The sequence below is a fragment of the Microbacterium jejuense genome, assembly GCF_039544225.1.
GTDB lineage: Bacteria > Actinomycetota > Actinomycetes > Actinomycetales > Microbacteriaceae > Microbacterium > Microbacterium jejuense.
Genome location: NZ_BAABLG010000005.1, coordinates 176,971 through 202,207, shown reverse-complemented (window position 1 = coordinate 202,207; position 25,237 = coordinate 176,971). Strand labels below are relative to the sequence as shown.

27 protein-coding genes and 1 pseudogene are annotated in these 25,237 nt (G+C 72.1%); 13 read left to right on the top strand and 15 right to left on the bottom strand.

The window, feature by feature from the left end; genetic code table 11:
- Window positions 1–5: 5 nt before the first annotated feature.
- A complete protein-coding gene (locus tag ABEA46_RS10640; protein ID WP_345544520.1) occupies window positions 6–272 on the bottom strand; it encodes a DUF7218 family protein in 267 nt (88 codons plus the stop codon).
- A gap of 48 nt (window positions 273–320) precedes the next feature.
- A pseudogene (locus ABEA46_RS20385) lies at window positions 321–569 on the bottom strand (SDR family oxidoreductase); the annotation flags it as partial.
- 384 nt (window positions 570–953) lie between these two features.
- Between ABEA46_RS20385 and ABEA46_RS10630 the strand changes: the two are divergent.
- A complete protein-coding gene (locus tag ABEA46_RS10630; protein WP_018173857.1) occupies window positions 954–1,118 on the top strand; it encodes a hypothetical protein in 165 nt (54 codons plus the stop codon).
- A 72-nt stretch (window positions 1,119–1,190) separates the two neighbouring features.
- On the opposite strand, the gene ABEA46_RS10625 is transcribed toward ABEA46_RS10630, so the two are convergent.
- Window positions 1,191–1,988 carry a MerR family transcriptional regulator gene (locus ABEA46_RS10625; protein WP_345544518.1) on the bottom strand — a complete coding sequence of 266 codons (798 nt, stop codon included), beginning with the start codon at window positions 1,986–1,988 and terminating at the stop codon, window positions 1,191–1,193.
- A gap of 149 nt (window positions 1,989–2,137) precedes the next feature.
- On the opposite strand from ABEA46_RS10625, the gene ABEA46_RS10620 reads away from it, so the two are divergent.
- Entirely contained in the window at window positions 2,138–3,061 is a 924-nt protein-coding gene (locus ABEA46_RS10620) for a DUF4097 family beta strand repeat-containing protein (protein ID WP_345544517.1), read from the top strand.
- Window positions 3,062–3,063: 2 nt separating this feature from the next.
- Window positions 3,064–3,672, top strand: a complete 609-nt coding sequence (locus tag ABEA46_RS10615; RefSeq protein WP_345544516.1) for a PadR family transcriptional regulator — start codon at window positions 3,064–3,066, stop codon at window positions 3,670–3,672.
- A 158-nt stretch (window positions 3,673–3,830) separates the two neighbouring features.
- Here ABEA46_RS10615 and ABEA46_RS10610 read toward each other — a convergent pair whose 3' ends face one another.
- Window positions 3,831–4,370, bottom strand: a complete 540-nt coding sequence (locus ABEA46_RS10610) for a universal stress protein (RefSeq protein WP_345544515.1) — start codon at window positions 4,368–4,370, stop codon at window positions 3,831–3,833.
- Between the two features lie 166 nt (window positions 4,371–4,536).
- Between ABEA46_RS10610 and ABEA46_RS10605 the strand changes: the two genes are divergently transcribed.
- Window positions 4,537–4,734 (top strand): DUF3073 domain-containing protein, encoded by a 198-nt coding sequence (locus ABEA46_RS10605; protein WP_191170893.1) that lies wholly within the window; start codon window positions 4,537–4,539, stop codon window positions 4,732–4,734.
- A 149-nt stretch (window positions 4,735–4,883) separates the two neighbouring features.
- On the opposite strand, the gene ABEA46_RS10600 is transcribed toward ABEA46_RS10605, so the two are convergent.
- Both ABEA46_RS10600 and ABEA46_RS10595 read right to left on the bottom strand, forming a co-directional pair.
- Window positions 4,884–6,128, bottom strand: coding sequence for an MFS transporter (locus tag ABEA46_RS10600; RefSeq protein WP_345544514.1), 1,245 nt, complete (start codon window positions 6,126–6,128; stop codon window positions 4,884–4,886).
- 73 nt (window positions 6,129–6,201) lie between these two features.
- Window positions 6,202–6,966 carry an IclR family transcriptional regulator gene (locus ABEA46_RS10595; RefSeq protein ID WP_345544513.1) on the bottom strand — a complete coding sequence of 255 codons (765 nt, stop codon included), beginning with the start codon at window positions 6,964–6,966 and terminating at the stop codon, window positions 6,202–6,204.
- A gap of 113 nt (window positions 6,967–7,079) precedes the next feature.
- Between ABEA46_RS10595 and ABEA46_RS10590 the strand changes: the two genes are divergently transcribed.
- On the top strand, window positions 7,080–7,646 hold the full coding sequence (locus ABEA46_RS10590; RefSeq protein ID WP_345544512.1) for a DJ-1/PfpI family protein: 567 nt from the start codon (window positions 7,080–7,082) through the stop codon (window positions 7,644–7,646).
- Between the two features lie 147 nt (window positions 7,647–7,793).
- On the opposite strand, the gene purF is transcribed toward ABEA46_RS10590, so the two are convergent.
- Entirely contained in the window at window positions 7,794–9,254 is a 1,461-nt protein-coding gene (purF, locus tag ABEA46_RS10585; RefSeq protein ID WP_345544511.1) for an amidophosphoribosyltransferase, read from the bottom strand.
- Window positions 9,255–9,292: 38 nt separating this feature from the next.
- Complete coding sequence (gene purM / locus ABEA46_RS10580; RefSeq protein WP_345544510.1) at window positions 9,293–10,450, bottom strand: phosphoribosylformylglycinamidine cyclo-ligase; 1,158 nt, start codon at window positions 10,448–10,450, stop codon at window positions 9,293–9,295.
- Between the two features lie 119 nt (window positions 10,451–10,569).
- Between purM and ABEA46_RS10575 the strand changes: the two genes are divergently transcribed.
- Entirely contained in the window at window positions 10,570–11,181 is a 612-nt protein-coding gene (locus tag ABEA46_RS10575) for a zinc-binding alcohol dehydrogenase (RefSeq protein WP_345544509.1), read from the top strand.
- Window positions 11,182–11,202: 21 nt separating this feature from the next.
- Here the strand turns inward: ABEA46_RS10575 and ABEA46_RS10570 are convergent, their stop codons facing one another.
- On the bottom strand, window positions 11,203–11,556 hold the full coding sequence (locus ABEA46_RS10570; RefSeq protein WP_345544508.1) for a potassium transporter Trk: 354 nt from the start codon (window positions 11,554–11,556) through the stop codon (window positions 11,203–11,205).
- A 95-nt stretch (window positions 11,557–11,651) separates the two neighbouring features.
- Complete coding sequence (locus tag ABEA46_RS10565; protein ID WP_345544507.1) at window positions 11,652–14,816, bottom strand: HtaA domain-containing protein; 3,165 nt, start codon at window positions 14,814–14,816, stop codon at window positions 11,652–11,654.
- A gap of 143 nt (window positions 14,817–14,959) precedes the next feature.
- Between ABEA46_RS10565 and ABEA46_RS10560 the strand changes: the two genes are divergently transcribed.
- Genes ABEA46_RS10560 through ABEA46_RS10550 form a run of 3 tightly spaced genes read left to right on the top strand, consistent with a single transcriptional unit; the run spans window position 14,960 to window position 18,023 of the window.
- Window positions 14,960–16,114, top strand: coding sequence for a heme/hemin ABC transporter substrate-binding protein (locus tag ABEA46_RS10560; RefSeq protein WP_345544506.1), 1,155 nt, complete (start codon window positions 14,960–14,962; stop codon window positions 16,112–16,114).
- On the top strand, window positions 16,111–17,193 hold the full coding sequence (locus ABEA46_RS10555; protein WP_345544505.1) for a FecCD family ABC transporter permease: 1,083 nt from the start codon (window positions 16,111–16,113) through the stop codon (window positions 17,191–17,193). The genes ABEA46_RS10560 and ABEA46_RS10555 overlap by 4 nt, the downstream gene beginning before the upstream one ends.
- Window positions 17,190–18,023 carry a heme ABC transporter ATP-binding protein gene (locus ABEA46_RS10550; protein ID WP_345544504.1) on the top strand — a complete coding sequence of 278 codons (834 nt, stop codon included), beginning with the start codon at window positions 17,190–17,192 and terminating at the stop codon, window positions 18,021–18,023. The genes ABEA46_RS10555 and ABEA46_RS10550 overlap by 4 nt, the downstream gene beginning before the upstream one ends.
- 18 nt (window positions 18,024–18,041) lie before the next feature.
- Here ABEA46_RS10550 and ABEA46_RS10545 read toward each other — a convergent pair whose 3' ends face one another.
- From ABEA46_RS10545 to ABEA46_RS10535, 3 genes are all read right to left on the bottom strand, one after another.
- The gene (locus tag ABEA46_RS10545) at window positions 18,042–18,413 is read right to left on the bottom strand and encodes a sterol carrier family protein (protein WP_345544503.1); all 372 of its coding nucleotides are present in this window, start codon (window positions 18,411–18,413) and stop codon (window positions 18,042–18,044) included.
- A gap of 70 nt (window positions 18,414–18,483) precedes the next feature.
- Entirely contained in the window at window positions 18,484–19,389 is a 906-nt protein-coding gene (locus ABEA46_RS10540; RefSeq protein WP_345544502.1) for a sigma-70 family RNA polymerase sigma factor, read from the bottom strand.
- Window positions 19,386–20,246, bottom strand: a complete 861-nt coding sequence (locus ABEA46_RS10535; protein ID WP_345544501.1) for an alpha/beta hydrolase fold domain-containing protein — start codon at window positions 20,244–20,246, stop codon at window positions 19,386–19,388. The genes ABEA46_RS10540 and ABEA46_RS10535 overlap by 4 nt, the downstream gene beginning before the upstream one ends.
- Window positions 20,247–20,435: 189 nt before the next feature.
- Here ABEA46_RS10535 and purD point away from each other — a divergent pair, with 189 nt between their 5' ends.
- Complete coding sequence (gene purD, locus ABEA46_RS10530; RefSeq protein ID WP_345544500.1) at window positions 20,436–21,710, top strand: phosphoribosylamine--glycine ligase; 1,275 nt, start codon at window positions 20,436–20,438, stop codon at window positions 21,708–21,710.
- Window positions 21,711–21,827: 117 nt separating this feature from the next.
- Here the strand turns inward: purD and ABEA46_RS10525 are convergent, their stop codons facing one another.
- Window positions 21,828–22,316 carry an adenosine-specific kinase gene (locus tag ABEA46_RS10525; protein ID WP_345544499.1) on the bottom strand — a complete coding sequence of 163 codons (489 nt, stop codon included), beginning with the start codon at window positions 22,314–22,316 and terminating at the stop codon, window positions 21,828–21,830.
- Between the two features lie 26 nt (window positions 22,317–22,342).
- A complete protein-coding gene (locus ABEA46_RS10520; protein WP_345544498.1) occupies window positions 22,343–22,495 on the bottom strand; it encodes a hypothetical protein in 153 nt (50 codons plus the stop codon).
- A 199-nt stretch (window positions 22,496–22,694) separates the two neighbouring features.
- On the opposite strand from ABEA46_RS10520, the gene ABEA46_RS10515 reads away from it, so the two are divergent.
- From ABEA46_RS10515 to ABEA46_RS10505, 3 genes are read left to right on the top strand one after another with little or no spacing between them, the layout of a single operon-like run.
- Window positions 22,695–23,399 carry a DUF2306 domain-containing protein gene (locus tag ABEA46_RS10515; RefSeq protein WP_345544497.1) on the top strand — a complete coding sequence of 235 codons (705 nt, stop codon included), beginning with the start codon at window positions 22,695–22,697 and terminating at the stop codon, window positions 23,397–23,399.
- Window positions 23,400–23,403: 4 nt separating this feature from the next.
- Window positions 23,404–24,579 carry a sensor histidine kinase gene (locus ABEA46_RS10510; RefSeq protein WP_345544496.1) on the top strand — a complete coding sequence of 392 codons (1,176 nt, stop codon included), beginning with the start codon at window positions 23,404–23,406 and terminating at the stop codon, window positions 24,577–24,579.
- Entirely contained in the window at window positions 24,576–25,232 is a 657-nt protein-coding gene (locus tag ABEA46_RS10505; RefSeq protein ID WP_345544495.1) for a response regulator transcription factor, read from the top strand. The genes ABEA46_RS10510 and ABEA46_RS10505 overlap by 4 nt, the downstream gene beginning before the upstream one ends.
- Window positions 25,233–25,237: the final 5 nt, after the last annotated feature.

Genomic DNA, 25,237 nt, shown 5'->3' with positions numbered 1-25,237 from the left:
GAGCGTCAGTGGTGGCGGATCATCGAGATGAGCTCAGACTTCTTCTTGCCCGAGTATCCCGTGATCCCGAGCTCCTTGGCACGCTTGCGCAGCTCGGGCACCGTGCGCTCGTCGTAGTCCTTCGCCTCGCCGCCGCGCTTGCCGATCTTCCCGCGGCCCTCGTTCGCCGCCGCGTTCGAGATGCGCGCGGCCTTCTCCTTCGAGGCGCCGTCATCGCGCAGCTCCTCGTACAGCTCGCGGTCCTTGAGGGCGGATCCTCGTCGTCCGGGCATGATTCCTCCTTCACTCCCCGCACCCGCGCTCGCGCTCGGATGCGGACGTCACAGACCCTTCCCGCCGGTCACCGGCAGGATGGCGCCCGAGGTGTACGTCGCGTCGTCGCTCGCGAGATAGACATAGGCGCCCGCGAGTTCGGCCGGCTGCCCGGCGCGGCCGAGCGGGGTGTCCTGCCCGAACGTCGCGAGGCGCTCGGCGTCCCACCCCGTCGCGGGGATGAGGGGCGTCCAGATGGGTCCTGGGGCGACGCCGTCGACTCGGATGCCCCCGGGCCCGAGCTCCTCGGCCAGCGCCGTCACGGAGTCGCCGCCCGTGATGAGGGCCCGCCGTTCGGCCAGACGCAGTGCACCCTGATACGTCAGTTCGCCGTGGTCGGGAGTGGGGCGCGTTTCGCCGGTCGTCCCCGGCTGCTCCTGATCCTGAGCGGGGAACCCGGCGGTGGGGTGGGCGGTGGCCGGATCGGCGCCTGTCGAAGTGCTCATGCGGACGACGCTAGGAGCGGACGCCCGGGCCATCACGGGGGTTGACTTCCCCGCACCGCCGCTCTACGGCCATCTATCACCGGCGAGGCGGCCTCGTCAACCCACTACGCCGCCTGGCGGTACCGGTGCCAATGTCGTGTCGTGCCCACGAGGCAACCGGCGCACGTGCGCCGGCACCCAGAAGGAGGACTCCCCGTGAACATCGCCCTCATCATCATCATCGTCATCGCCATCATCCTGGCGATCGTGGGCGGACTGAGCTCCGCACTCAACTGGCTGCTGTGGGTCGCCATCATCGTCGGCGTCATCGCCCTCATCGCGTTCCTGTTCCGCGTTCTCAGCGGAAGCAATCGCACCTGACACCCCAGGAACGAGAAGAGTGGATGCCGCGACCCGTCGGGTCGCGGCATCCACTCTTCACAGGCGTCGCGCCTACAGATGCGCCTCCGCGTACACGCGGAGCGCGTCGCGCACGAACTCGGCGCCCTGCGTGGGGCCGCCCCGGGCGCGGAGCGCTTCCGAGTCGTACTGCGCGCCGAAGCGCGGATCCGCCACGTACATCTCGCCGAGCCCGAGCACATAGCCCTTGACGTCGCCGCCGGGCGCTGCCGCCGGGGTCCCCGGGATGCCGGTCAGCCACTCGACGTGGCGCTTCGCGAGCGCTTGCGCCTCGTCGCTGCCGGGCTGGATGCCGGACTCCGCTGCCGCGATCCAGTCGCGACCGAGATCGGCCACGCGCTTCTGCCACGCGGCCTTGTCGTCGGCGCTCATGGAGCGCCACCAGCGGTCGCTGTCGGCGTAGGCCTTCGTGCCCCAGCGCTGTTCGACCTCGTCCTTGTACTGAGTGTGGTCGAAGCCGTCGAACATGTTCTCTGCCATCAGTCGTTCACCTCCCTTCAATGCCGTGATCGTCGTCTCGACCGACGTGATCTGTCGCGCCAGCCGGTCCTGCTCCTGCCGCAGCCACGCGAGGTGGCTCTCGAGCGCGTGGGCTTCGGATGCCTCACGCCCGAGCACCTGGCCGATCTGCGGCAGTCCCAGTCCGAGCTCGCGCAGCAGCAGGATGCGCTGCAGCCGCACGAGCGCGGACTGGTCGTAGTAGCGGTAGCCGTTGTGCCCGATGCTCGACGGCGCGAGCAGCCCGATGTCGTCGTAGTGGCGGAGCGTGCGGCTCGTGGTGCCGGCGAGCCTGGCGATCTGCTGGATCGACCATTCCTCGTCGTCGTTCATGTCCACCACGGTAAAGGTTGACGCTGCGTCAAGGTCAAGACGACATTCGCCGGAACATTTGACACACTCGCGATATATCGTGTTATGGTTGCCTCATACGCGATATATCGCGAGACGGACCACCCCGAGAGAACCGCAGGAGAACAGTCATGACCCTGGAGAAGTGGATCATCCACCCGGGAGAGACGCGCGTGATCGACATCGAGACCGTGCGCACGCTCAAGATCGGCCTCGTCGGCGGCCAGATCGACGTGATCGCCCACGACGAGCCCGGCGCCCGCATCGAGGTGCACGGCGTCACCATCAAGGACCTCCGCATCGAGGTCGCCGACGACCACGTCGAGATCGACCACCCGCAGCTGCGGTGGGACAACTTCCTCGAGGTGTTCCGCAACTTCGGCGCCGGCGGCCCCAAGGCCGAGATCAGCGTCGCAGTGCCCCGCGAAGTCGCCCTCACCCTCGGCGTCGTGAGCGCCAGCGGTCTGGTGTCGGGTCTGCGCGGCGACGCGTCGCTGAACACCGTGTCGGGCGACATCATCGTCGACGGCCTCACCGGCGACGTGTCGATCAACGCGGTGTCGGGCGACGTGCAGGTGCGCGAGCTCGTCGGCGCCCTGAGCGCCAACAGCGTCTCGGGCGACGTGGCGGCCAGCGGCGCGCTGCGCAAGGCCACCATCGACACCGTGTCGGGGGCGGCGCTGGTCGACTCGACCGGCGACATCCTCACCGTCAGCGTCAACACCGTGAGCGGCAACTCGACGGTGCGCCTCGACGAGGGCTACCCCGCCAACTACGTCGTGCGCAGCGTGAGCGGCCGCGTCCAGATCGACGGCGTCGTGCGCTCGGGCAACGGCTCGGGCCCCACCACCAACTACTCCGGCTCGGTGGGCGAGCTCAGCGGCAGCTTCGCCGACGTCCGCGCGCACAGCGTGTCGGGCGATGTGACGGTGCTGCGACGGGCGATCTCCTCGGACGCCCCCGCAGGCTCCTCCGCACCGTCGGCCGAGTCCGCCGGCGTAGACGAAGCGGCCACCGGTGAAGCGGCGGCCGGCTTCGACCGAGAGGAGCTGTGAGCATGCCTCCCGTCTTCTCGCACGGCGACCTGCGCCTGTACCTGCTGAACCTCCTCGACGAGGGGCCGCGGCACGGCTACGACATCATGCAGGCGCTGTCGGACCGCACCGGCGGCACCTACACGCCCAGCGCCGGCACCATCTACCCGCGTCTGGCCAAGCTCGAGGAGGAAGGGCTCGTGACCAAGACCGTCGACGGCCGCAAGACCGTGTACGCCATCACCGAGGCCGGCCACGCCGAGGTGCAGTCCCGCGCCGGCGAGCTCGAGGGCATCGAGGCGGGGCTCGCCGACTCGGTGAGGCTCATCGCCGACGAGGTGCGCGGCAGCGTGCGCGAGGCCATGAAGAGCCTGCGCGCCGACCTCGCCGCCGCCTCCCGCGAAGAGCGCGCCGCCACGCCGCAGGGCCCGCGCGAGGACGACCCCCGCGTGTTCGCCCGCGAGCAGCTGCAGCGTGCCGATGCCTCGGTGAACGAGTTCCGCGCCCGCGTGCGCAGCGACCTGCGCACCCACGTGGCACGCGGTGGCGACCTCGCCGCGACCGTCGTGGATCAGCTGACCGCCGAGCTCGACCGCGTCGCCCGCGACGTGACGCGGGCCCTGCGCGGCTGACCACCGGTCGCGCCCCCGGAGCGACGAAGGAGCGAAGACGAAACGCCGTGAGGCGCTCTCTGGAACTCAGCCCACGCGCATGTCGCGGACACGGCGGAGTCCGACGGGCGGCTGGCGGCGTTTCGTCTCGCTTAGCTCGCTCAACGAGCGCGCTCGGCCTACGACGGCCAGATCTCCTCGTCGTCCGGGACGGGCTCGCCCAGCGGAACGATCAGGATGGGCCGGTGCTGCCGGTGGGCGAGGCGCGCGCCGACCGAACCGGTGAAGAACTCGCGCACGGACTCGCCGAACCCGCGCTTGCGGGTCCCGACGACGATCAGCCGGGCATCGAGCAGGTCGGCCAGGTGCTTGATGGCCATGGCGGGATCGCCGACGAGCTGACGCGTGGTCCAGTCGACGCCGGACCCCTCGAGTGCGGCGGAGGCGGCATCCGTCACCTTCGTCAGATCCCCCTCGCCGGCGGCGATGTTCAGGTCGATGGGGGCGGAGTGCACGTACCCGTCCGGGTCTTCATACGTGACGAAGCGCGTGACGTCGACGTGGGCCACGACGAGCGGGACCTGGAAGAGCTTCGCGTAGCGCGCCCCTTCTTTCAGGACGCGCGCGGACTGGTCGGGCACGACGCCGACGATCACCGCGCCGTGCAGCGCCTCGTTGCTGACGGCGTCACCTTCGGTCTCGGATGCCTCGTCGGTCATATGTCCGTAGTCCTCCCGCACCGGTGGGGCCGAAGCCGCCGTGGTGCGGGGGCTCCGTGTTATCCTGAATGCTACTCTTACCGGTTCGAAGCCGGATTCGTGAATGCCCGGGTTTGCGAGGCTGACAGCCCGCAAAAGCCCGCAACTCTAAATGAGGGGGTCTCGCATGGGGCGTGGCCGTCAGAAGGCGAAGCACACCAAGATCGCCCGTGAGCTGAAGTACGACACGTACAACGTGAACTACTCCGCACTCGAGCGCGAGCTCGGACACCCATCAGAAGACGAGTACGTCGACAAGTGGGCCGACAAGTACGCCGACGAAGACGAAGACGAGACGAGTCCGCTCTCGTCGTCGCAGGCGTAAGCCACCGCGCGCACCGTCCGTCGCACCGCGCATACGCGCGATGATGTCCGCGCTCTCACGGGATCTCCCCGATTCGTGGGATCCCGGATGCCGCACCGCGACGTCCGGCGTGCGGTGAGCCGCGCGTCACGAGCGCCGACGCGCGCCTGTCACCAGGCGCCGTGCCGGCGCTCCCACTCGTCCTCGACGGTGTGCGGCCGCGCCACCACGACGCCGGCCGGGATCACGGCGGCCACGACGACGGCGAGCACGATCAGCGGGCCCGTCCACGAGTCAGTGGCGTCATGCAGCAGGCCGATGCCGAGCGGGAACAGTGCGGCGATGCCATAGCCGATGCTCTGCACGAAGCCGCTCAGCGCGACCGCGCCCTCGTGCGTGCGCGTGCGCAGTCCGAGCAGCACGAGCACGAGTGGGAACAGCAGCGGCGCGAGACCGAACAACGCCACCCACAGCCACGGCGCGACGGTCGGCAGGAGCAGCAGACCGCCGAGGCCGACGAAGCCGCACGCGATCGCGATGCCGATGAGCAGACGGGTCGCGTTCCAGCGGGCGACCATGAGCGGGACGACGAGGGATGCCGGCAACCCCATGAACCCGAAGAGCGAGAGCAGTCCACCGGCCGCGGCGGGCGTGACGCCCGCGATGTCGACGAGCATCTTCGGCAGCCACGCGAACGACGTGTAGGCCATCGTCGCCGACGCCGCGAACGTCGCGAGCAGGCCCCACGCCAGCGGCAGCCGCCACATGCGCCCGAACGCCCGCGGGCTCGGCTCTTCGATGTCGTCGTCGGACTCGGCGACCTGCGCCGTCGCCGTCTCTGCCCGATGCCGCGCCGCCAGGCCGATCCACGGGATCGCGCCAACGAGCGCGAACACCGACCACAGGCCGAGCGAGAGGTGCCAGTCCGACGCGTCCGCGACAGGCACCGCGATGAGCGCGGGCAGCGCCGTCGACACCGCCATCGTGGTGGAGTAGACGGTCGTCATGAGCCCGATGCGATCGGGGAAGTACCGTTTCACCAGCGGCGGCAGCAGGATGTTGCCGGTCCCGACTGCGGCGAAGACGAGCGCCGTGCCGGCCAGCAGCAGTCCCGAGTTGGGAGCGAGGCTGCGCACGACGAGGCCCGCGGCGACGACGACCATCGCGGCCACGGCGAGCCGCTCCAGCCCGAAGCGGCGCTCGAGCGCCGGCGTCAGCAGGCCGAAGACGGCGTAGCAGACCGGCGGCGCCGTGCCGATCAGGCCGATGACGGCCGCGGGCAGGTCGAACTCGGCCGAGATGTGATCGAACAGGGGCGAGAGCGAGGCCACCGCGGAGCGCAGCGAGAACGCGAACAGCACGATCCCGACCACCGCGAGGGTCCTCCCCTGCCACAGCGGGCGCGGGGTCGACATCACCCCTCCAGCCTATGGGGACCCGGATGCCCGGGGCTCCGGCATCCCCTCGTCCGAGGTCGCCGGCGGCGGGCTACTGGCTGCTCGACACGTGCCAGGCGCCCCGACGCACGATCCGTTCGAGCTCGTGGGCGCGCGAGGCGAAGTCCTCGGCCGTCGTCGACAACGACACCGCACCGACGGTGCGCCCGCTGCGCGAGCGCACCGGGGCGGCGATGCAGGCGAGCTTCGGCATGTACTCCTCGACCTCGACGGCGATCTGCTGCGCCCGCACTTCGTCGAGCTGCTCGAGCAGTTCACGCTCGCCCGTGATCGAGCGGCGCGAGACCGCGGCGGCGCCGCGACGTTCGAGGAAGCGCCGCACCTCGGCGTCGTCGCGCGCCGCGAGCATGAGCTTGCCGAAGGCTGTGACGTGCGCTGCCTCGGCGAACCCGACGTGCAGCTGGCCGATGCGCGGGTGCGCCGCGGAGTCCGCCACGTGTGCGACGGCGATGTCGTCGCCGCGGAACACCGTGAGGTAGGCGGGCGCCCGCGCCGCATCGCGCATGCGGGCGAGGATCTCGCGCACCTCGGGCGTCGCGACGAGCTGCGAGCGCACCGCGCGGCCGAGGCCGTCGACCGCCCGGCCGAGCGTGTAGCGCGCGTCGGCGCCGCGCACGAGGTAGTCGTGCGTCTGCAGCGTCGCCAGCAGCCGGTACGTCGTCGCCGGCGACAGCTCCAGTCGCCCCGCGAGCTCGGCCGCCGTCAGCCCCTCGGCGTCGCCCGACACCTCGTGGAGGATCTGCAGCACGCGATCCGCCGAGCGGATGCCGCCGGTGTCGCGCAGGGGTGCGCTCATGCCGTCAGTGTACGTCCGGAGCGTTTCGCACATCGTGAGAATCCGGCTCGCGGCGGCGGCCGCCGCAGGCGGACGCTGAGACCAGACACTGACGTCCAGAGAGGAAACCCGCCATGTCAGACAAGATCCTCATCCTCACCGGCGATGCCGCCGAGACCCTCGAGGTGTTCTACCCGTACCACCGCCTGCAGGAGGCCGGCTACGAGGTGCACATCGGCGCCCCCGAGAAGCGCAAGCTGCAGTTCGTCGTGCACGACTTCGTCGACGGCTTCGACACGTACACCGAGAAGCCCGGGCACACGTGGGATGCCGATGTCGCCTTCGCCGACGTGGACCCCGCCGACTACGTCGCCATCGTCGTGCCCGGCGGGCGCGCGCCCGAGTACATCCGCAACAACGACGACGCGAAGCGCATCGTGCGGCACTTCTTCGAGAGCAACGAGCCGGTTGCAGCGACCTGCCACGGCCCGCTGCTGCTCGCCGCCGCCGGCGTGCTGCAGGGCCGCACGTCGTCGGCCTACCCCGAGCTCGCGATCGACGTCGAGCTTGCCGGCGGCGTGTTCGAGAACGGCGGCGGCGTCGTCGACGGCAACCTCGTGTCGGCCCGCGCCTGGCCCGACAACGGCACGTGGATGAAGGCGTTCCTCAAGGTGCTCGAGGGCGCGAAGGTCACGGCCTAGCCACGCGAACGCATCGGCTCGCGGCCTCCGGGGGGACGCCGCGGGCCGATGCCTCGCGAAGCTCGGAGATCACGCGCGACTCGGACGATTCGGGCCGACCCGTCCGAGAAACGCGATATCTCCGAGCGAGGCGCGGCGCCCAGGGTGTCAGGACTCCTGCGAGCCCTCGACCCAGGCCAGGTACTCGTCGGTGACGGTGCCGGTGACGTAGCGGCCGTCGAAGCAGCTCATGTCGAGGTCCTCGACGTCCGAGCCCTCCAGGATCGCGGCCTTCAGGTCCTCGACCTCCTGGTACACGACGAAGTCGGCGCCCAGCTCCTCGGCGATCTCGGGGATCGTCCGGCCGTGCGCGACAAGTTCGTGACGCGAGGGCATGTTGATGCCATAGACGTGCGGGTAGCGGACGGGCGGTGCGGCCGAGGCGAACGTGACGCTCTTGGCCCCGGCATCCCGAGCCATCTGGATGATCTCTTTCGAGGTCGTGCCGCGCACGATCGAGTCGTCGATCAGCAGCACGTTCTTGCCCTTGAACTCGCTCGACATGGCGTTGAGCTTCTGGCGCACGCTCTTCTTGCGCACCGCCTGCCCCGGCATGATGAACGTGCGGCCGACGTAGCGGTTCTTGTAGAAGCCCTCGCGGTACTCGACGCCGAGCTTGCGGGCCACCTGCATCGCGGCGGGACGCGACGAGTCCGGGATCGGCATGACGACGTCGATCGCCTCGGGCGGCGTGTACTTCGCGATGGTGTCGGCCAGACGCTCGCCCATGCGCAGGCGGGCCTCATACACCGAGATGCCGTTCATGACCGAGTCGGGACGCGCCAGGTACACGTACTCGAACGAGCACGGGATCAGCTGCGGGTCGGTCGCGCACTGGCGCGTGTGCAGCTTTCCGTCGAGGTCGATGAACACCGCCTCGCCGGGCTCGACGTCGCGGACGACCTCGAACTCGCCGTTCTCGAGCACGAGCGACTCGCTGGTGACGACCCACTCGTAGTGGCCGTCGGCGTTCTTGCGCGTGCCGAGGATGAGGGGGCGGATGCCGAACGGGTCGCGGAAGGCCAGCAGACCGTAACCGGCGATCAGCGCGATCGCGGCGTACGAGCCCTCGACGCGCTCGTGCACGCGGGTCACCGCCTGGAACACCTGCTCGGGGTCGAGTTCGAGGCCCGAGATCGAGGACTGCAGCTCGTTGGCCAGCACGTTGACGAGCAGCTCGGTGTCGGAGCTCGTGTTGAGGTGGCGGCGGTCCTTGTGGAAGAGCTCGTCGGTCAGCTCACGGGTGTTGGTGAGGTTGCCGTTGTGCACGAGCACGATGCCGTAGGGGGCGTTGACGTAGAACGGCTGCGCCTCTTCTTCGCTCGATGCGGTGCCCTTGGTCGCGTACCGCACGTGGCCGAGGCCGATCTCGCCCAGCAGCGCGCGCATGTCGCGCGTGCGGAACGCCTCGCGCACCTGCCCGCTGGCCTTGTGCATGTGCACGACGCCGTTGTTCTCGGCCGTGGAGATGCCCGTCGAGTCCTGACCCCGGTGCTGGAGGAGGAGGAGGGAGTCGTAGATCTCTTGATTGACGGACCCACGGCCCACCATCCCGACGATTCCGCACATGGGTGTTGCTTGCCTTCGTTCGTTCTGTGTGCGCAGGCTCAGCGAGCCGCGTGGTCTGCGTAGCGGCCGACGAGGCGCACAGCGCCGCCGTCGACGCCCTTGGCGCCCTGTTCCCAGTGGCCGTTCGTGTCGTCCGGGCGCGTGCCGTTGTGCACGACGCCCACCTGCCAGGTGGCGATCCCCTCGCTCGCGAGAGTGGATGCCGCAGTCTCCGCCTTCTCGGGCGACACGACCGCGAGGAAGCCGATGCCGAGGTTCCAGGTGCCCTCAGTCGCCTCGAGGTGGAGGTTGCCGAGGTCGGCGAGGACGCGGAACACCGGGGACGGCGACCACGTCGAGCGGTCGACCTCGACCCACGTGCCCTGCGGCAGCACGCGCGCGAGGTTGGCGGCGATGCCGCCGCCGGTGACGTGGCTGAGCGAGCGCACGGCATCGCCGGTGCCGGCGATGAGGCGCAGCAGCGGCAGCGTGTACAGGCGGGTGGGCTCGAGCAGGGCCTCGCCCCACGTCGTGCCGAAGTCCGCCGCGTTGTCGCCGTACTGGATGCCGGACCCGGCCACGATGTGACGCACCAGCGAGTAGCCGTTCGAGTGCAGGCCGCTCGAGGCGAGGGCGAGCACGACGTCGCCGTCGCGCACACGCTCGGCGCCGAGGACGCGGGATGCCTCGACCACGCCGGTCGCGGCACCTGCGACGTCGTAGTCATTGACGCCGAGCAGACCCGGGTGCTCGGCCGTCTCGCCGCCGACGAGGGCGGTGCCGGTGGCCGCGCAGCCGTCGGCGATGCCGCGGACGATGTCGGCGATGCGCTCGGGGAAGACCTTGCCGCACGCGATGTAGTCGGTCATGAACAGCGGCTTCGCGCCGACCACGACGATGTCATCGACGACCATGCCGACGAGGTCCTGGCCGATCGTGTCGTGCTTGTCGATCGCCTGCGCGATCGCGACCTTCGTGCCGACGCCGTCGGTGCTCGTCGCGAGCAGCGGCTTGTCGTAGGCCTTGAAGGCGGTGGCGTCGAAGAGGCCGGCGAATCCGCCGACACCGCCGAGCACCTCGGGGCCGTGGGTGCGGCGCACGGCCGACTTCATCAGCTCGACGGCGAGGTCGCCGGCTGCGGTGTCGACACCGGCCGCCGCGTACGGGTTCACGGGCGGTTGGGGGCGGGAGGGGGCATCGCGATCGGATGAGGCCACGCCTCCAGCCTACCGGCGGCCCGCCTGAGCGGACGCCGGATGTCTCGGCGCCGGCGACAGGGCGTCCGAGGCCGCGAAAACCCGCCTCGCATGGGCCGCGCAGACCTAGAATGAGGGGCATGGGAGGCGCCGGAGCTCCGGAGTGGCTGATCCGCGAAGACGCCGGTCAGCCGGTGCTTCTCGCGCTCTATCTGCGCCAGGTGCTCGGCATCCGCTCCCCCGAGGAGCTGCCGCAGCTGCGCGGCATCCCGTCGCGCGCGAACGACCGCAGCGCCGCGGCCCAGGAGGCGCTCGAAGAGCAGTGGCGCGCCTACTGGGCGATGACGGTGGAGCCGCAGGCGCATCCGTCGACGGTGCCGCTCGAACTGGTCGACGAGTTCGGCCTGTCGCTCGCGCTCCCGTCCGAGGGGGCGGCGGAGCTGCGCCGGGCGGTCGTGCCGCACGCCGCCGAGGCGCTCGCGTTCGCGAAGGCCGCGAACGAGCGATACCGCAAAGAGGCGTCGCACAGCACCGGCACGACGTACCGTGCGTACGCCGGAGCCATCGCCGAGCACGAGCGCCAGGTCGGGCGCCGGGCTCACTCGTTCGAACTGAACGTGCAGGTGCTGCCGCTCGGTCAGCGCGGGCTGTGGTGGATCGGTTCGCTGACGATCGCGGTGACCGACGGACTGCGCGGGGACGTCGCAGCCTTCGACGCCGCGATCCACCCGATCATCGCCGAGCTGGCGTAGCGGCTCCCCGAGCCGCGGCGGTCAGTGCCCCGGGCCGTCGCCGTTCGTGCCGGGTTCGGGGTCGACGTGCACCGACTCGTGATCGACCGCTATCTCCCTCGTGTGCCGACGCGAACGGCGGTCGAGGATGAGCGCGAGGATGCCGGCGAGCACGATGCCGACCGGCGCGCAGATCAGCACGAGGAACCCGAAGACCTGGCCCTGCGAGTACTCCATGCCGGTGTTGGGGCTCGCCTCGGCGGTGCCGTTGAACGCGAAGGTCAGGATCATCGCGACGAACACGCCGAGCAGTGCGCCGAGGATGAGGAACACCGAGATCTTCGGCGCGCGGCGTACGCGCACGGTCTCGAGACGGTCCTGGCTGTGCTCGGGCATGTCTCCATTGTCCCACTCGCCCGAGGCAGTCGCGCCCCTCGAGCCCGGCACCCCGACCCGGCCGGTGCTCAGCAGGGTCGGGGTGCCGCTCGTGCTCAGACGGAGGTGTCCGCTCCGGCCGCCGCGCGACGGCGGGCGAGCACGATCCACACGAGCGCGCCGGCGGCGAGCACGAGGGCGATCCCCCCGACCGCCCAGGGCCACACCGGCGCGGTCGCGGGAACCGCCACGACGGTCTCGACGTCGGCCTGCGCCGCCTCGGCGACCGGCGCCTCTTCCTCGACCGCGGGTGCGGCGACGGCGCAGTCCGCCGCCACCGGCAGCACGGCCGATACGGGATCGAGCGCCTCCCCCGCCTCGTACGTGCCGAACGCGGCGGCGCCGGCGTCGGTGAGCGTCGCGGGCAGCGCGTCGAGCACGAGCCCGTCATCGCCGATCTCGAGGTCGGGCACGGCGAACTGCGCGAAGCGCACTCCCGCCGCGGTGACCGGCTCGCCCGCCTGGGTCGTGCCGGTCACGTCGAACACGAGATAGCCGGTGTCGCCCGCGAGCTCGACGCGCGCATTCGCGAGCGTCGTGTCGAGCGCGCCCTGGTGCCCCGTGAAGCGGATGCCGCCGCCGAAGGCGACCAGCCCGGTCAGGGTGTCGGCATCCACGGATCCGGTGCCGGCGCCCCAGACGAACTGCGGGTACTCGTAGACGACGTCGGCGAGCTCCCAGCTGCCGGCGGCGATGCCCTCGAGGTACGTGCGGAACGACTCCTTGAAGCCCCATTCGAGGCTCGCCGCCTCGACGAAGCATCCGGTGACCGCTGCGGCGCGGGCGAGCGTGAAGCGGATGCCGCGGTCCACGGATCCCTGGAACGTCAGGGTGTGCTCGCCGTCGGCGAGCGCCGCCGGGAGCGCGCCCGTCCACGTGGCGGTGCCCGAGGCGTCGGCCGTCACCTCACCGAGGTGCGTCGGCGTCGAGTACACGACGACCTGGATGCCGGTCTCGTTCGCCGCGAACCCGGATGCCGAGACCGTCGCGGATCGCCCGGCCTGCAGTTCGGCCAGTGCGGCGTCGTCGAGGTCGATCCCGGTCGCGGCCGGCGGGGCCGCGGGGATCCCCGACTGCACGGTGCGCGTCTCCGACGCGTGGGCGGCCGAGGCGACGGTCCCGGTCGTGCCTGCGGGCGCGGGGGCCGGCACACCGACAGTGAACGACACCGGGTCGAGCTGCGTCGAGTAGCCCTGGAAGACCTGGGCGCGCCCCGCGTCGGTGAGCGTCGCCGGGACCCGCGAGTAGCTCACGGTGCCCCCCGAGCTCTTGCGCACGGCCGCGTCGAGGTCGAGCGTCGCGAACGCGACCTGCGCGCCGCCGCTGGAGACGTAGAGCGTCGCGGAGTGGGACGACGCGACGCGGACCTGCGGGCTCGCGATCGTGACGTCGAGGATGCCGCCGTGACCGGTGAAGCGCACACTGCCGCCGTACGAGACGGTGCCCACCTCGGTCGCGGGGTCGTACGTGCTGCTGATCTGCCCGAACTGGAACGCGCCGCCCGCGCGGGTCGCGCCGCCGGTCACGTCGATCGCGCCCTTCGCGATAGGCCCCGTGATGTAGTTCGAGAAGCTCGACGAGATGCTCCACGACAGCGATCCGGCGCCGGTCGGCGCGGCAGGACCGACCGGCGTGGCCGGCTCGACGGGCGCCGTCGGGTCCACGGGCGTTCCCGGCTCGCCAGGTGTTCCCGGCTCGACCGGCGTCCCGGGATCCACCGGCGTCCCGGGATCCACCGGCGTCCCGGGGTCGACCGGCGTCCCCGGGTCGACAGGCGTTCCCGGCTCCACCGGCGTGCCGGGGAACAGCTGCGACCAGAGCGCTGCGGTGAGCGGCACGTCGGCGCGGGCGTAGATCGTGTCGGAGGTCGGTGAGGAGTGCTGGCGCCACACGAGCACTTCATACTGCCTCGTGCGGTCGAGGGCGTCGGTCGGCGCGACGACGGTGAACGAGCTCTTGCCGTCGGCGACCACCGGGAACGGCAGCACGAACGCGACGTACCCGCCGGCGGCCGTGAGCTGGGACTCCGTGCCCTTCTCGATCACGGCGGCGTACGCGCCCGTGACGTCGGGGAGCTTCTTCGCGGCGACATGGAGCGTCGCGCCGAGGGCGGGCGAGGCATCCTGCACCGTCACGGTCAGAGCGCCGGTCGGTCCGGGCTCGGGCTGCGGAACGGTGGGCGTCGGCGTGGGGGTCGGGGTCGGCGTGGGGGTCGGGGTCGGGGTCGGCGTCGGCGTGGGGGTCGGGGTCGGCGTGGGGGTCGGGGTCGGAGTCGGCGTGGGCTCGGGCTCGGGCTGCGTCGCCGCGAACGTGATGCGCGTGGCGGTTTCGAACGGCGCGTAGGTCGCTCCGCCGGCCGCGTACGTGTAGACGCCGTAGTTGCCCGCGGCGAGCTCCGAGGCCTCGGTCTTCGACACGGTGAGGGTCGTCCGGAACGACCCGTCGGCACCGATCACGATGCCGCCTGCCGCCGCGCCGCCGATCGTGGCGAGGTCGGCCTCGAGCACGCCCCACTTCTGCGCGACGACGGTGCGCGCGGCGCTCGTGGCGCCGGCGGAGGGCTTCCAGGTGTCGGCGAACCGGCCGAACACGACGTAGGCGCCGGTGAACTTGCCGGCCAGCGGAGGACGCGTGCCGCTCGTCGACGGCGCGCTGGGCACGAAGCCGGTGCCGCTGACGGTGACGGTCTCGCCCGCAGCGTCGAGGCCGCTGGTCTTCGACACTGTCACGGTCGGCGTCGGCAGCGCCTGCCAGGAGAGCGCGGTGATCGTGTTCTGGCTCGGGTCCGCGAAGCCCTGGCCGTGGGCCTTGGACGTGTAGATCGCGTACGTCGCGCCGTCGGCGAGCGCGGGGACCGCCACGGTCACGGTGAACGTCCCCGTCGCGGACATCGGCGCGGTGCGTCCCGCGGCCGACGAGCCGTCAGCGTTGCCCGGTGCGATCCACACGACCTCGGTGATCTGCGTCGCGCCCTGGTAGAACCCGGCGAGGCCGGTCGGCCCGACGCCCAGGTAGATCCCCGGCGACGTACCGGCGAACCCGCTGCCGGTGACGGTGATCGTGCCGCCGGCGCGCGGGATGGCGGTGGCCGAGACTGTCGGCGCGGCGGAGTCGGCGGCGTAGGCCGGGACGGCGGTCAGGGCGCCGGCGATGGCGAGAAGGAAGGCGAGCAGAGCGGCGATGGCGGCTCGGCTGCGTTCCGGGAACGGCTGCGTGTTCACGTGGTCTCCGGCATCGGGCACGCCGGAGCGCACCGATGCATCAGTGCGGTTCGGGTTGGTTACTTAGGTTTGGCTAACCTAATATCGACTCGAACGTACGGCACTCTCACAGCCGACGTCAAGCCTAAGGTAAGGCTCACCTAATGTTTCTCCTGACGTCTCTCCACCGCCGCGCTCCCCGCGCACTGCGGTCGCTCGCCGTCGTCGTCGCGGCCGTCATGCTCTCAGGCTGTGCGGCCGCGACAGCCCAGACCGCCGACCCCTCCTGCCCCGACGCGGACGTGCCGCTGGCATCCCTGACACTCGTCGACGATCCCCGCACCGCGACGGGGCCGTCCACCGCCTGCCTGGCCTCGAACGCGATCGAGCCCGTCGGCGACGACAGCGCCCCCGAGCTGCCGGCGACGGTGACGGATGCCGAGGGCCGGGCGGTCGAGGTCACCGATGTCAGCCGCATCCTGCCCGTCGACATCTCGGGCACGATCGCCGCGACGGTGTTCGGCCTCGGCCTGGGCGACTCCGTCGTCGGCCGCGACGGATCCACGGCGTTCGCCGGCACCGAGGATCTGCCCGTCGTGACGAAGTCGGGCCACACCCTCAACGCCGAGGCGATCCTCGAGCTGGCGCCGACCGTGATGCTCACAGACACCACCATCGGCCCGAAAGAGGTGCGCCAGCAGTTGCGCGATGCCGGCATCGCGGTCGTCGTGGTCTCCAGCGAGCGCCGCGCCGATACGACCGGAGCGCTCGTAGCCGAGATCGCCGCGGCACTCGGCGTGCCTGAGCGCGGCGCGGAGCTCGCCGACAGACTCGACGCCGACGTCGCGTCTGCGGTGGCCGAGGTCGCCGAGGTGGCACCGGGTGCGGCATCCGATCGTCCTCGCCTGCTCTTCCTCTATGTGCGGGGCAGTGCGAACGTCTACTACATCTTCGGCCGGGACTCCGGGGCGGACTCGCTGATCGACGCCGTCGGCGGCGTCGACGTCGCGTCCGAGATCGGGTGGGAGGGCATGAAGCCCATGACCGCCGAAGCGCTGGTCGCGGCGCAGCCGGACGTGCTCGTGATGATGACCGACGGGCTGGCGTCGGTGGGCGGTGTGGACGGCCTGCTGGAGCGCATCCCCGCCCTCATGCAGACTCCTGCCGGCGAGCACCGGCGCGTGGTCGACATGGCGGATGCCGAGATCCTGAGCTTCGGACCGCGCACGGCCGACGTCGTCCGGGCGCTCGCGCGCGCCGTCTACGCGCCGACCCCGGCGCCCTCGCCCGCGGTCGCGACGGCGGAGCCCGCGTCGTGACCGCCGCCACCGTCGAGGTCGTCACGTCGGTGCCGGCGGCTCACCGTACGCGCCGGTTCGCGCTCACCGCGACCGCCCTCGGCGCGGCCATCGTCGTGGTCTCGGTCGTGTCGCTGGGGCTCGGGCAGTACTGGCTCACCCCGGCGCAGGTGACCGGGGTGCTGCTGCAGGCCCTCGGCATCGACACGTCGTGGGCGCCGGACGCCCCCACCGCAGCCGGCGTCGTCCTGGGCATCCGGATGCCGCGCATCGTGCTCGGGCTGCTCGTGGGCGCGGCGCTGGCGGTGTCGGGCGTGCTCATGCAGGCGATCTTCGGCAATCCGCTCGCCGACGCCGGCGTGGTGGGGGTCTCGTCGGGCGCGGCCTTCGGCGCCGCGGCGAGCATCACGTTCGGCTTGGGGGTGTTCGGCATGTGGACGACGCCGGCCTTCGCCTTCCTCGGCGGCCTGATCGCGGTGTTCTCGGTCTACTTCATCAGCCGCTCGGGCGGTCGCACCGAGGTGGTGACGCTGCTGCTGACCGGCATCGCGATCAACGCGATCGCCGGCGCAGGGCTGGCGTTCCTGACCTTCCTCGGCACGACCTCGACCCGCGAGCAGATCGTGTTCTGGCAGCTCGGCAGTCTCAACGGCGCGCTGTGGCAGAACATCGCGCTCGTCGCACCGCTCGTGGTCGTCGGCGTGGCCGCGGCGGTGGCCGTCGCGCACCGGCTCGATCTCTTCGCTCTCGGCGAGCGCACCGCACGCCATCTCGGAGTGCGCGTCGAGCTGCTGCGGGTGACCGTCATCGTGATGGTCGCGCTGCTGGTGTGCGCCGCGGTGTCGTTCGCCGGCATCATCGGGTTCGTCGGCCTGGTCGTGCCGCACCTCATGCGGATGGCGATCGGCCCGGCGCACCTGCCGCTGATGGTCGCGAGCGCCCTCGGCGGCGCCCTCCTGATCGCGGTGGCCGATCTCGTCGCCCGCACCGCGGTGCCGCTCGCCGACCTGCCGATCGGCATGATCACCTCGCTCGTGGGCGGCCCGTTCTTCCTGTGGCTGCTGCTGCGCACGCGTCGACGCGCCGGGGGGTGGGGATGACATCCGTGGAGGCCGCGACCGCCGTCGCCCGTCTGCCCGCGCCGCCGGCCCCCGGGCCGGTGCGCCTGAGCGCAAGGGGCGTCACCGTGACTCCTGCGGGGTCGACCGCAGCGGTGCTGGCTGAGGCCTCGATCGACATCCGCGCGGGAGAGCTGCACGCCCTCGTCGGTCCGAACGGCGCCGGTAAGTCGACGCTCTTCGGCGTGCTCGCGGGCGACCTCGCCCCGGATGCCGGCGACGTGCACCTGGACGGTGCGGCACTCGGCGGCATCCCTCCGCGTGAGCTGGCACGGCGGCGCGCCGTGCTCCTGCAGCAGAACGCGGTGTCGTTCCCGTTCACGGTGGAGCAGGTCGTGCGCATGGGCCGGGCGCCGTGGGCGCGCACACCGGCCGAGCGTGACGACGACGCGGCGGTCGCGCAGGCCCTCGACGCCACTGACCTCGTGCCGCTGGCCGGGCGCGCGATCTCGTCGCTGTCCGGCGGCGAGCGCGCCCGCGCGGCGCTGGCCCGCGTGCTCGCGCAGGCGTGCGACGTGCTGCTGCTCGACGAGCCGACCGCCGCGCTCGACCTCCGGCATCAGGAGGACGTGCTGCGCATCGCTCGTGCGCGCGCCCGGGAGGGTGCCGCAGTGGCAGTGGTGCTGCACGACCTCAACGCCGCCCTCGGGGTGGCCGATCGCGTGACCCTCCTCGCCCGCGGCCACGTCGTGGCCTCCGGCGCGGCCGCGGACGTGCTCACCGCGGAGGCGATCGAGCGGGTCTACGGCCAGCGGGTCGACGTGTTCGCGCACCCGGTGACGGGGATCCCGGTGGTCATCCCGCGGCGGTAGGCATCCAGCCGCGTGGGGTCAGGGACGCAGCGGCAGCAGGTGCGAGATGTCGGCGCGCGTGCCCGAGGCGCTGATGCGGCCCGCGCGGGCGGCATCCACCCATTCCTCCGCGCCCGTCGCGAGCGCGACCCACGTGGCGGCGTCGGTCTCGACGACGTTGGGGGGCGTGCCGCGGGTGTGGCGCGGACCCTCGACGACCTGCACGGCCCCGAAGGGCGGCACGCGCACCTCGACCGAGTTGCCCGGCGCCTTCTCGACCAGCAGCTGCAGCAGGTAGCGCACCGCGGTCGCGTTGTCGGTGCGGGAGGGCGGGGCGGATGCGGCCACCGCCGCCGCGACCGCGCTGAGCGCCGCGCGGCCGTCGTCGGTCGAGATCCTGCGCGTGGCCATGCCTCCACCGTACGCGCCCGGGGCGTCCACGATTCCGTCTGCGGGCAGATGGCCTGCAGGCCGACTCGCGTCATTCCTCGACGGTCTGCCCATCACGCATGCCTGCGGACTGAATACTGAACCGGGCCACGAGCGACGCGTCCGCGAACACGGTGATGCGGGCGATCCCGTCGGCCCGCACGTCCAGCACCGCGACGCCGTACGGGTCGCCCGAGCGGTGCGCCACCGCGGCCGGCTGTCCGTTCGCCACGACCGGCCGCATGCGCCACTCGCCGGGAACGGCGGCCGAGCGCAGCACCGCCACGCAGGCGACCTTGCCGTCGAACACCCCGCCCGCGATCCCCTCGGCGCTCAGCCGCAGCTCGATCACGGCATCGTCGCGCAGCAGGTCGACGAGACGGGCGACGTCCCCGGACGTGAACGCGTCCACGTACGTGTCGAGCGCGCGCCGGGCGGCGGCATCCGTCGGCTCGGCCACCGTGTCGGCGCGCGGCGCGGTGCGGGCGATCCGCGCCCGGGCCCGCTGCAGCGCGCTCTTCACGGCCGCCACCGTCGTGTCCAGCGCGTCGGCGGTCTCGATCGCCGAGAACCGCAGCACGTCACGCAGCAGCAGCACGGCACGCTGCGAGGCCGGAAGATCCTGCAGCGCCACGACGAAAGCGAGACGCAGGTCGTCGCCGCCGCCCGGGAACGGCAGGACGACGGCGGGCTCGTGCGCGGACTCGGGGATGCCGTCCAGCCCGACTGTCGCGTGCGCCCGTCGCGTGCGCAGCCGGTCCAGGCAGACATGCGTGGCGATCCGGTACAGCCACGTGCGCACGCTCGAGCGGCGCTGGAACCCGTCCCACGCCCGCCACGCCCGCTCGAGGGTCTCCTGCACGGCGTCCTCCGCGTCGTCGGGCGAGCCGAGCATGCGGTAGCAGTGCACGAGCAGCTCGTGCCGCGCCGCCGCCGTCTCGGCCTCGAACACGCTCACGGCACCAGTATCGACCGCAGCCATGCGCCGGCCTCGGCGATCGCCCGGGTGGCGGCATCCGATCGCCCCACCGCCATCTGGAACGTGTGCAGCCGGCCGGGCGCGACGTCCAGTCGCACCTCGGCGCCCGCCAGGCCGAGCCGGCGCGCGAGGGCGACGGCGTCGTCGAGCAGCGCCTCGTCGCCGCCGACCTGCACGAGCGTCGGCGGCAGGTCGCGCAGGTCGGCCTCGAGCGGCGCGGTGCGAAGGTCATGGCGGTACGCGCCCGCGAGGTACGCATCGGCGAGGGCACGCACGACCTCACGGGTGAAGAACGGGTCGGTGCCGCGCTCGTACGACGCGCCGGCGGCGTCGAGGTCGGTCCACGGCGACATCAGGAACAGGGCACGGGAGGCGGCATCCGCGGATTGCGCCTGCAGGGCGAGTCCGAGCACGAGCAGCGCGCCGCACGAGTCCCCCGCGAGCGCCACCCGCGACGCACGGCCGCGCAGCCAGCGGTACGCACGGGCCGTCTGCTCCAGCTGGCTCGGGAACACGTGGCCTGGCACCAGCCCGTAGTCCATCGCGAACACCGGCACACCGGCGGCGAGCGCCAGGTGGCCGAACAGCCGGGAGTGGGTGAGCGCCGAGCCGCTGACGAAGCCGCCGCCGTGGACCGCGAGCACCGCCGCGCCGGTATCGGCACCTGGGGGCTGCAGCCACAGCCCCGGCGGATCGGCGATGCGCGTCGCCTCGATGCCGACCGGCTCGGCGCCGAGGTCCTGCCACGGCGGCACCTCACCGCCGCGGGCGACGGCCTGCCAGTAGCCGCGGACGGCATCGGATGAGGTGCGGTCGATGACGTGATCGATGGTCATGCATGTTCAGACGCCGCGGTGCCCCGAAAGGAATCGGCCCCGCCCCGATCCCTCTGCTGCCCTGTTCGTTCGTCACCCGTGCACGCCGTCGCCCGGCGTGTCGCGTGCACAGGTGACGAACGAACAGAGAGGAGGGGCGGCGAACGCGGAGCCCGAAACGGCCAGGGGTGCCGCCGGTAGGCTGGGCGGGTGAAGATCCTGGTCCTCGGTTCGGGCGCGCGCGAGCACGCCATCATCCTGGCGCTGCGGTCGGAGGCGGCCGAGCACGAGATCTTCGCCGCCCCCGGCAACGCCGGCATCGGGCAGGACGCGCAGCTCGTCGCACTCGACGCGAACGATCCGGCCGCCGTCACCAACTTCGCCAACGAGAACCAGGTCGACCTCGTCATCGTCGGCCCCGAAGCGCCGCTGGTCGCCGGCGTGGCCGACGAGGTCCGCGAGCGCGGCATCCCCGTGTTCGGCCCGAGCCGCATGGCCGCTCAGCTCGAAGGATCCAAGGCGTTCGCCAAGCGCATCATGGATGCCGCCGGCGTCCCCACCGGTCGCGCCGTGCGCGCCGCCACGCGGGCCGAGGTCGAGGCCGCGTTCGACGAGCTCGGGGCCCCGCACGTGGTCAAGGCCGACGGTCTGGCCGCCGGCAAGGGCGTCATCGTCACGTCCGACCGTGACGCGGCCCTCGCGCACGCCGACGAGTACCTGCCGTCGGGCCCGGTGCTCGTCGAGGAGTTCCTCGCCGGCCCCGAGGTGTCGCTGTTCTTCCTGAGCGACGGCGACCACGTGCTCCCCCTCAGCCCCGCACAGGACTACAAGCGCCTGCTCGACGGCGACGAGGGCCCCAACACCGGTGGCATGGGCGCCTACTCGCCGCTGCCGTGGCTCGACGGCAAGTTCGGCAGCGAGGCCGCCTTCGTCGACGAGGTCACCCGTACGGTGGCCGAACCCGTCATCCGCCAGCTCGACGCCGAGGGCACGCCGTTCATCGGCCTGCTGTACGCCGGGCTCATCCTCACCGATGCCGGCGTCAAGGTCATCGAGTTCAACGCCCGCTTCGGGGACCCCGAGACCCAGGTCGTGCTCCCCCGCCTCGTCGACCCGCTGTCGGAGCTGCTGCTCGCCGCGGCCTCCGGCCACCTCGAGGATCTGCCGCGTCCCGCGTTCGCGGACGACGTCGCCGTGACGGTCGTGGTGGCGAGCGAGGGCTACCCGTCCGCCCCGATCACCGGCCGCCCGCTCACCGGGCTGCGCGAGGCCGAGGGCGTAGAGGGAGTGCATCTCGCCCACGCGGCGACCGCCGAGACCGACGGCGGCCTCGTGGCCACCGGCGGACGCGTGCTGAACGTCGTCGGCGTGGCCACGACGTTCGCCCAGGCCCGCGAGCGCGTCTACCGCGCCATCGACACGATCGGGCTCGAGGGCGGCCAGCACCGCACCGACATCGCCGCGCGCGTCGCCGAAGGCCTCTGACGAGCTGGACGCCCCGGGCGGCGCGGGCAACGTCGAGGTGCCGCTGCCGCTGCCGCCCACTCAGCCTGTCGGGAGTCGCTGGGCGTGCTCTCCAGACGCCGGCCGCGTGGACGCGACTCAGAGCTTGTAGCCGATGGCTCGCAGCAGTTCCCTGCGCTCCGAGACGTCCTGATCGTTCTCGACGCCGACCGGCGGCTCGCCGTCGATCACGCCCACCACTCCGCGTCCGGCGTCGGTCACGGCGACGAGCAGCTGCACCGGGTTCGCCGTTGCACAGAAGATCGAGCACACCTCCGGCACGGCCTTCACCTGGTTGAGCACGTTCACCGGGAACCCGTCGCGCAGCATGATCACGAAGCAGTGACCGGCGCCGATGGCGGATGCCGCGGCGATCGCGAGCTCCACGAGGGCATCGTCGTTTCCGGTGCGTCTGACGAGGCGGGCTCCGGATGCCTCGTTGAAGGCGACCCCGAAGCGCAGGCCTCCTCCCACACCGACGAGCGCCTCATGCAGGTCTTCGACGGTCTTGATGAAGTGCGACTGGCCGATGATGACGTTGACGTCGTCCGGCTTGTCGATCGGCACGACCTCGATGTCCACGGCCATGGCGGACCTCCCTCGACGCCGCCAGCCTAGCTGCGACGGATGTAGCGCAGCAGCCAGGCGATGATCGCGATCACGATGATCACGATGCCGATCCACAGCAGGAACTTGGCAGCCTCGACGAACACGCCGAACAGCAGCAGCACGATTCCGACGACGAGAAGGATCACTGCGAGTGTCATGACGGCATCCTGACGCGCCTGCGGCCTGCGCGCCAACGGGTTGACAACGCGTCCGCGGCGCGCAAGCCCGCGTTCGTCCGGCGGATGTGGGGAATGGATGCCGCAGCCGCCGCACCGGCATCTCCTCGGCCGATCGGACGAGGCGTTTCGGACCTGACGGCCGATGTGGCACGGCGGCCCCGCCCGCGAGCATGGCGGCATGACCTCGCACCCCCTCTCACCGCCGCGGACCCGCGCCACCTGGCGAGGCCGGCTCGTCCCGGCGGGCCTGATCGCCCTGAGCCTCGTCCCCGTCGTGGCGGGCGCCTCACGCGTGTCGCAGCTCGCCCTCGGCGGGCCCGTCACAGCCGCGAACGCCCGCTTCTACGAATCCCCGGTGCCCGTGATCGTGCACATCGTCGGCTCGACGGTCTTCCTGCTGCTGGGTGCGCTGCAGTTCGCCCCCGAGCTGCGACGACGGGCATGGCATCGCCGCTCGGGGCGCCTGGTCGCCCCGGCCGGTCTGCTCTCGGCCCTCTCGGCGGCATGGATGACCCTGTTCTACGACCTCCCGTCGACGGTCACCGGCCCGGGACTGTCGGCGCTGCGCCTCGTGCTCGCGGCGGCCATGGCGGGCGGCATCGTCGTCGCCTTCCTGGCGATCCGGCGCGGCGACGTCCGCACGCACCGGGCGTGGATGATGCGTGCGTACGCCATCGGACTGGGCGCGGGCACGCAGGTGCTGACGTTCCTGCCGTGGACGCTCCTCGTGGGCGCGCCGACCCCGATGGGTCACACGCTCCTCATGGCCGCCGGCTGGGGCATCAACCTCATCGTCGCCGAGATCGTGATCCGGCGGTCGCCGGGACCGCGCGCCACGAGGTCCGGCCGCCCGTCGGCGCCGTCGGCGCCGCCCCTATCATGAGGGCATGACGAGCCCGGTGCGTGCTCTCTGGGACGCCCCGAAGGCCGCCCCGCCGCCGCCGCGGTTCGTGTGGCGCGACGCGGTGCTCGTCGGCGCGATCGTGGTCGCCGCCCCGGCGGAGGCGCTGCTGCGGCCCGACGTGCCGTGGCGCTGGCTGTGGGCCGTCGTGCTCGTCGTGCTGTCTGCCACGGTGCTGTGGCGGCGCACGCACCCGTTCGCCATGCTCGCCGTCGCGCTGGTCGTGGGCACCGCGGTGGGCCTGTGGACGGCCGGCGACCCGCAGCTGTTCACGACGGCGTACTTCCTGGTGCTGCTGTATGCGCTGTTCCGGTGGGCGAGCGGCCGGGCGATGCTCGTCGGCGGGGCGCTCGTGGCGATCGGCACCGTGCTGTCACTGACGTCTTCCGACACGACTCCCGGCGACGTCGTCGGGGGCATCGCGGTGGCGGTGGCCACCGGCGCCTTCGGCATCGCGCTGCGCTGGCGCGCCAGGGTGCGTGCCCGCGACCTCGAGCAGGCGCGCCTCGCCGAGCGCGTGCTGCTCGCCCGCGACCTGCACGACACCGTCGCCCACCATGTGTCGGCGATCGCGGTCCAGGCGCAGGCCGGCGCACTCGTCGCGGCCAAGAACCCGGCAGCGACGGTCGAGGTACTGCGCACGATCGAGGCCGAGGCGGCGCAGACGCTGCGCGAGATGCGAGCGATGGTCGGTGTGCTGCGGGCGGATGCCGCACCGCTGGCCCCGACGCCCTCGCTCGCGCAGCTGCAGACCCTGGCCCGCACCGACGGCTTCCCCGAGGTCGAGGTCAGGGTGGAGGGGGACACGGGCGCCGTGCCCGCGGCGGTCGCGGCCGCGATCTTCCATCTCGCGCAGGAGTCCGTCACGAACGTGCGGCGTCACGCCCGCGGCGCGCGGCGGATCGACGTCGCCGTGCGGGTCGGGCCCGACGACGTGCGGCTCACCGTGGACGACGACGGGCAGGGCGCGACGCGGCCCGTGCCCGGAGAGGCCGAGAACCAGGCACCGGATGCGGGCGAGGCATCCACTTCCCCCGGATACGGGATCCGCGGCATGAAGGAGCGCGCCGACCTGCTCGGCGGCCGCTGCGAGGCGGGACCGCGCCCCGACGGCGGATGGCGGGTCCTCGTCTGGCTCCCGAGAAGGGGGTGGGGCGCATGAGCATCCGGGTGATGGTCGCGGACGATCAGGACCTCGTCCGGGCGGGACTGCGGATGATCCTCGACGCACAGGACGGGATCGAGGTGGTCGGCGAAGCGGCCGACGGCGCGGCCGCGATCGCGCTCGCCCGGCGGGTGCGGCCCGACGTGTGCCTCGTCGACATCCGGATGCCGGTCATGGACGGGCTGGCGGTGACGCGGGAGCTCGCCGGGCCCGAGGCGACGGACCCGATCCCCGTCGTCGTGATCACGACCTTCGATCTCGACGAGTACGTGTACGCCGCGCTGCGCACGGGGGCGCGCGGCTTCGTGCTGAAAGACTCCGGACCCGACCTGCTCGCCGAGGCGGTGCGGGCGGCCGCACGGGGCGACGCGCTGATCGACCCCGCCGTGACGGTGCGGCTGCTCGAGGCGTTCGCGGGCACCGCGCCCGCCCCGCCCCGGCCGCCTGCGAGCCCGCTCACCGAACGCGAGGAGTCCGTGCTCGGCGCGGTCGCCCGCGGGCTCGGCAACACCGAGATCGGCGACGAGCTGCACATCTCGCTCAGCACCGTGAAGACGCACCTCGCGAGCATCATGGCCAAGACCGGCACGCGCAACCGCGTCGAGCTCGCCGTCTGGGCGCACGAGCGCGGCGCCCGCCGGCGGCTCTGAGCGGC

Coding starts and splice junctions, on each gene's coding strand:
- ABEA46_RS10560 (WP_345544506.1), top strand. CDS start 14,960: ATGTTTCTCCTGACGTCTCTCCACCGCCGCGCTCCCCGCGCACTGCGG.
- ABEA46_RS10525 (WP_345544499.1), bottom strand. CDS start 22,316: ATGGCCGTGGACATCGAGGTCGTGCCGATCGACAAGCCGGACGACGTC.
- ABEA46_RS10600 (WP_345544514.1), bottom strand. CDS start 6,128: ATGTCGACCCCGCGCCCGCTGTGGCAGGGGAGGACCCTCGCGGTGGTC.
- ABEA46_RS10605 (WP_191170893.1), top strand. CDS start 4,537: ATGGGGCGTGGCCGTCAGAAGGCGAAGCACACCAAGATCGCCCGTGAG.
- ABEA46_RS10595 (WP_345544513.1), bottom strand. CDS start 6,966: ATGAGCGCACCCCTGCGCGACACCGGCGGCATCCGCTCGGCGGATCGC.
- ABEA46_RS10640 (WP_345544520.1), bottom strand. CDS start 272: ATGCCCGGACGACGAGGATCCGCCCTCAAGGACCGCGAGCTGTACGAG.
- purF (WP_345544511.1), bottom strand. CDS start 9,254: ATGTGCGGAATCGTCGGGATGGTGGGCCGTGGGTCCGTCAATCAAGAG.
- ABEA46_RS10505 (WP_345544495.1), top strand. CDS start 24,576: ATGAGCATCCGGGTGATGGTCGCGGACGATCAGGACCTCGTCCGGGCG.
- ABEA46_RS10590 (WP_345544512.1), top strand. CDS start 7,080: ATGTCAGACAAGATCCTCATCCTCACCGGCGATGCCGCCGAGACCCTC.
- ABEA46_RS10510 (WP_345544496.1), top strand. CDS start 23,404: ATGACGAGCCCGGTGCGTGCTCTCTGGGACGCCCCGAAGGCCGCCCCG.
- ABEA46_RS10610 (WP_345544515.1), bottom strand. CDS start 4,370: ATGACCGACGAGGCATCCGAGACCGAAGGTGACGCCGTCAGCAACGAG.
- ABEA46_RS10520 (WP_345544498.1), bottom strand. CDS start 22,495: ATGACACTCGCAGTGATCCTTCTCGTCGTCGGAATCGTGCTGCTGCTG.
- ABEA46_RS10625 (WP_345544518.1), bottom strand. CDS start 1,988: ATGAACGACGACGAGGAATGGTCGATCCAGCAGATCGCCAGGCTCGCC.
- ABEA46_RS10550 (WP_345544504.1), top strand. CDS start 17,190: ATGACATCCGTGGAGGCCGCGACCGCCGTCGCCCGTCTGCCCGCGCCG.
- ABEA46_RS10620 (WP_345544517.1), top strand. CDS start 2,138: ATGACCCTGGAGAAGTGGATCATCCACCCGGGAGAGACGCGCGTGATC.
- ABEA46_RS10615 (WP_345544516.1), top strand. CDS start 3,064: ATGCCTCCCGTCTTCTCGCACGGCGACCTGCGCCTGTACCTGCTGAAC.
- ABEA46_RS10575 (WP_345544509.1), top strand. CDS start 10,570: ATGGGAGGCGCCGGAGCTCCGGAGTGGCTGATCCGCGAAGACGCCGGT.
- ABEA46_RS10545 (WP_345544503.1), bottom strand. CDS start 18,413: ATGGCCACGCGCAGGATCTCGACCGACGACGGCCGCGCGGCGCTCAGC.
- ABEA46_RS10515 (WP_345544497.1), top strand. CDS start 22,695: ATGACCTCGCACCCCCTCTCACCGCCGCGGACCCGCGCCACCTGGCGA.
- ABEA46_RS10570 (WP_345544508.1), bottom strand. CDS start 11,556: ATGCCCGAGCACAGCCAGGACCGTCTCGAGACCGTGCGCGTACGCCGC.
- ABEA46_RS10535 (WP_345544501.1), bottom strand. CDS start 20,246: ATGACCATCGATCACGTCATCGACCGCACCTCATCCGATGCCGTCCGC.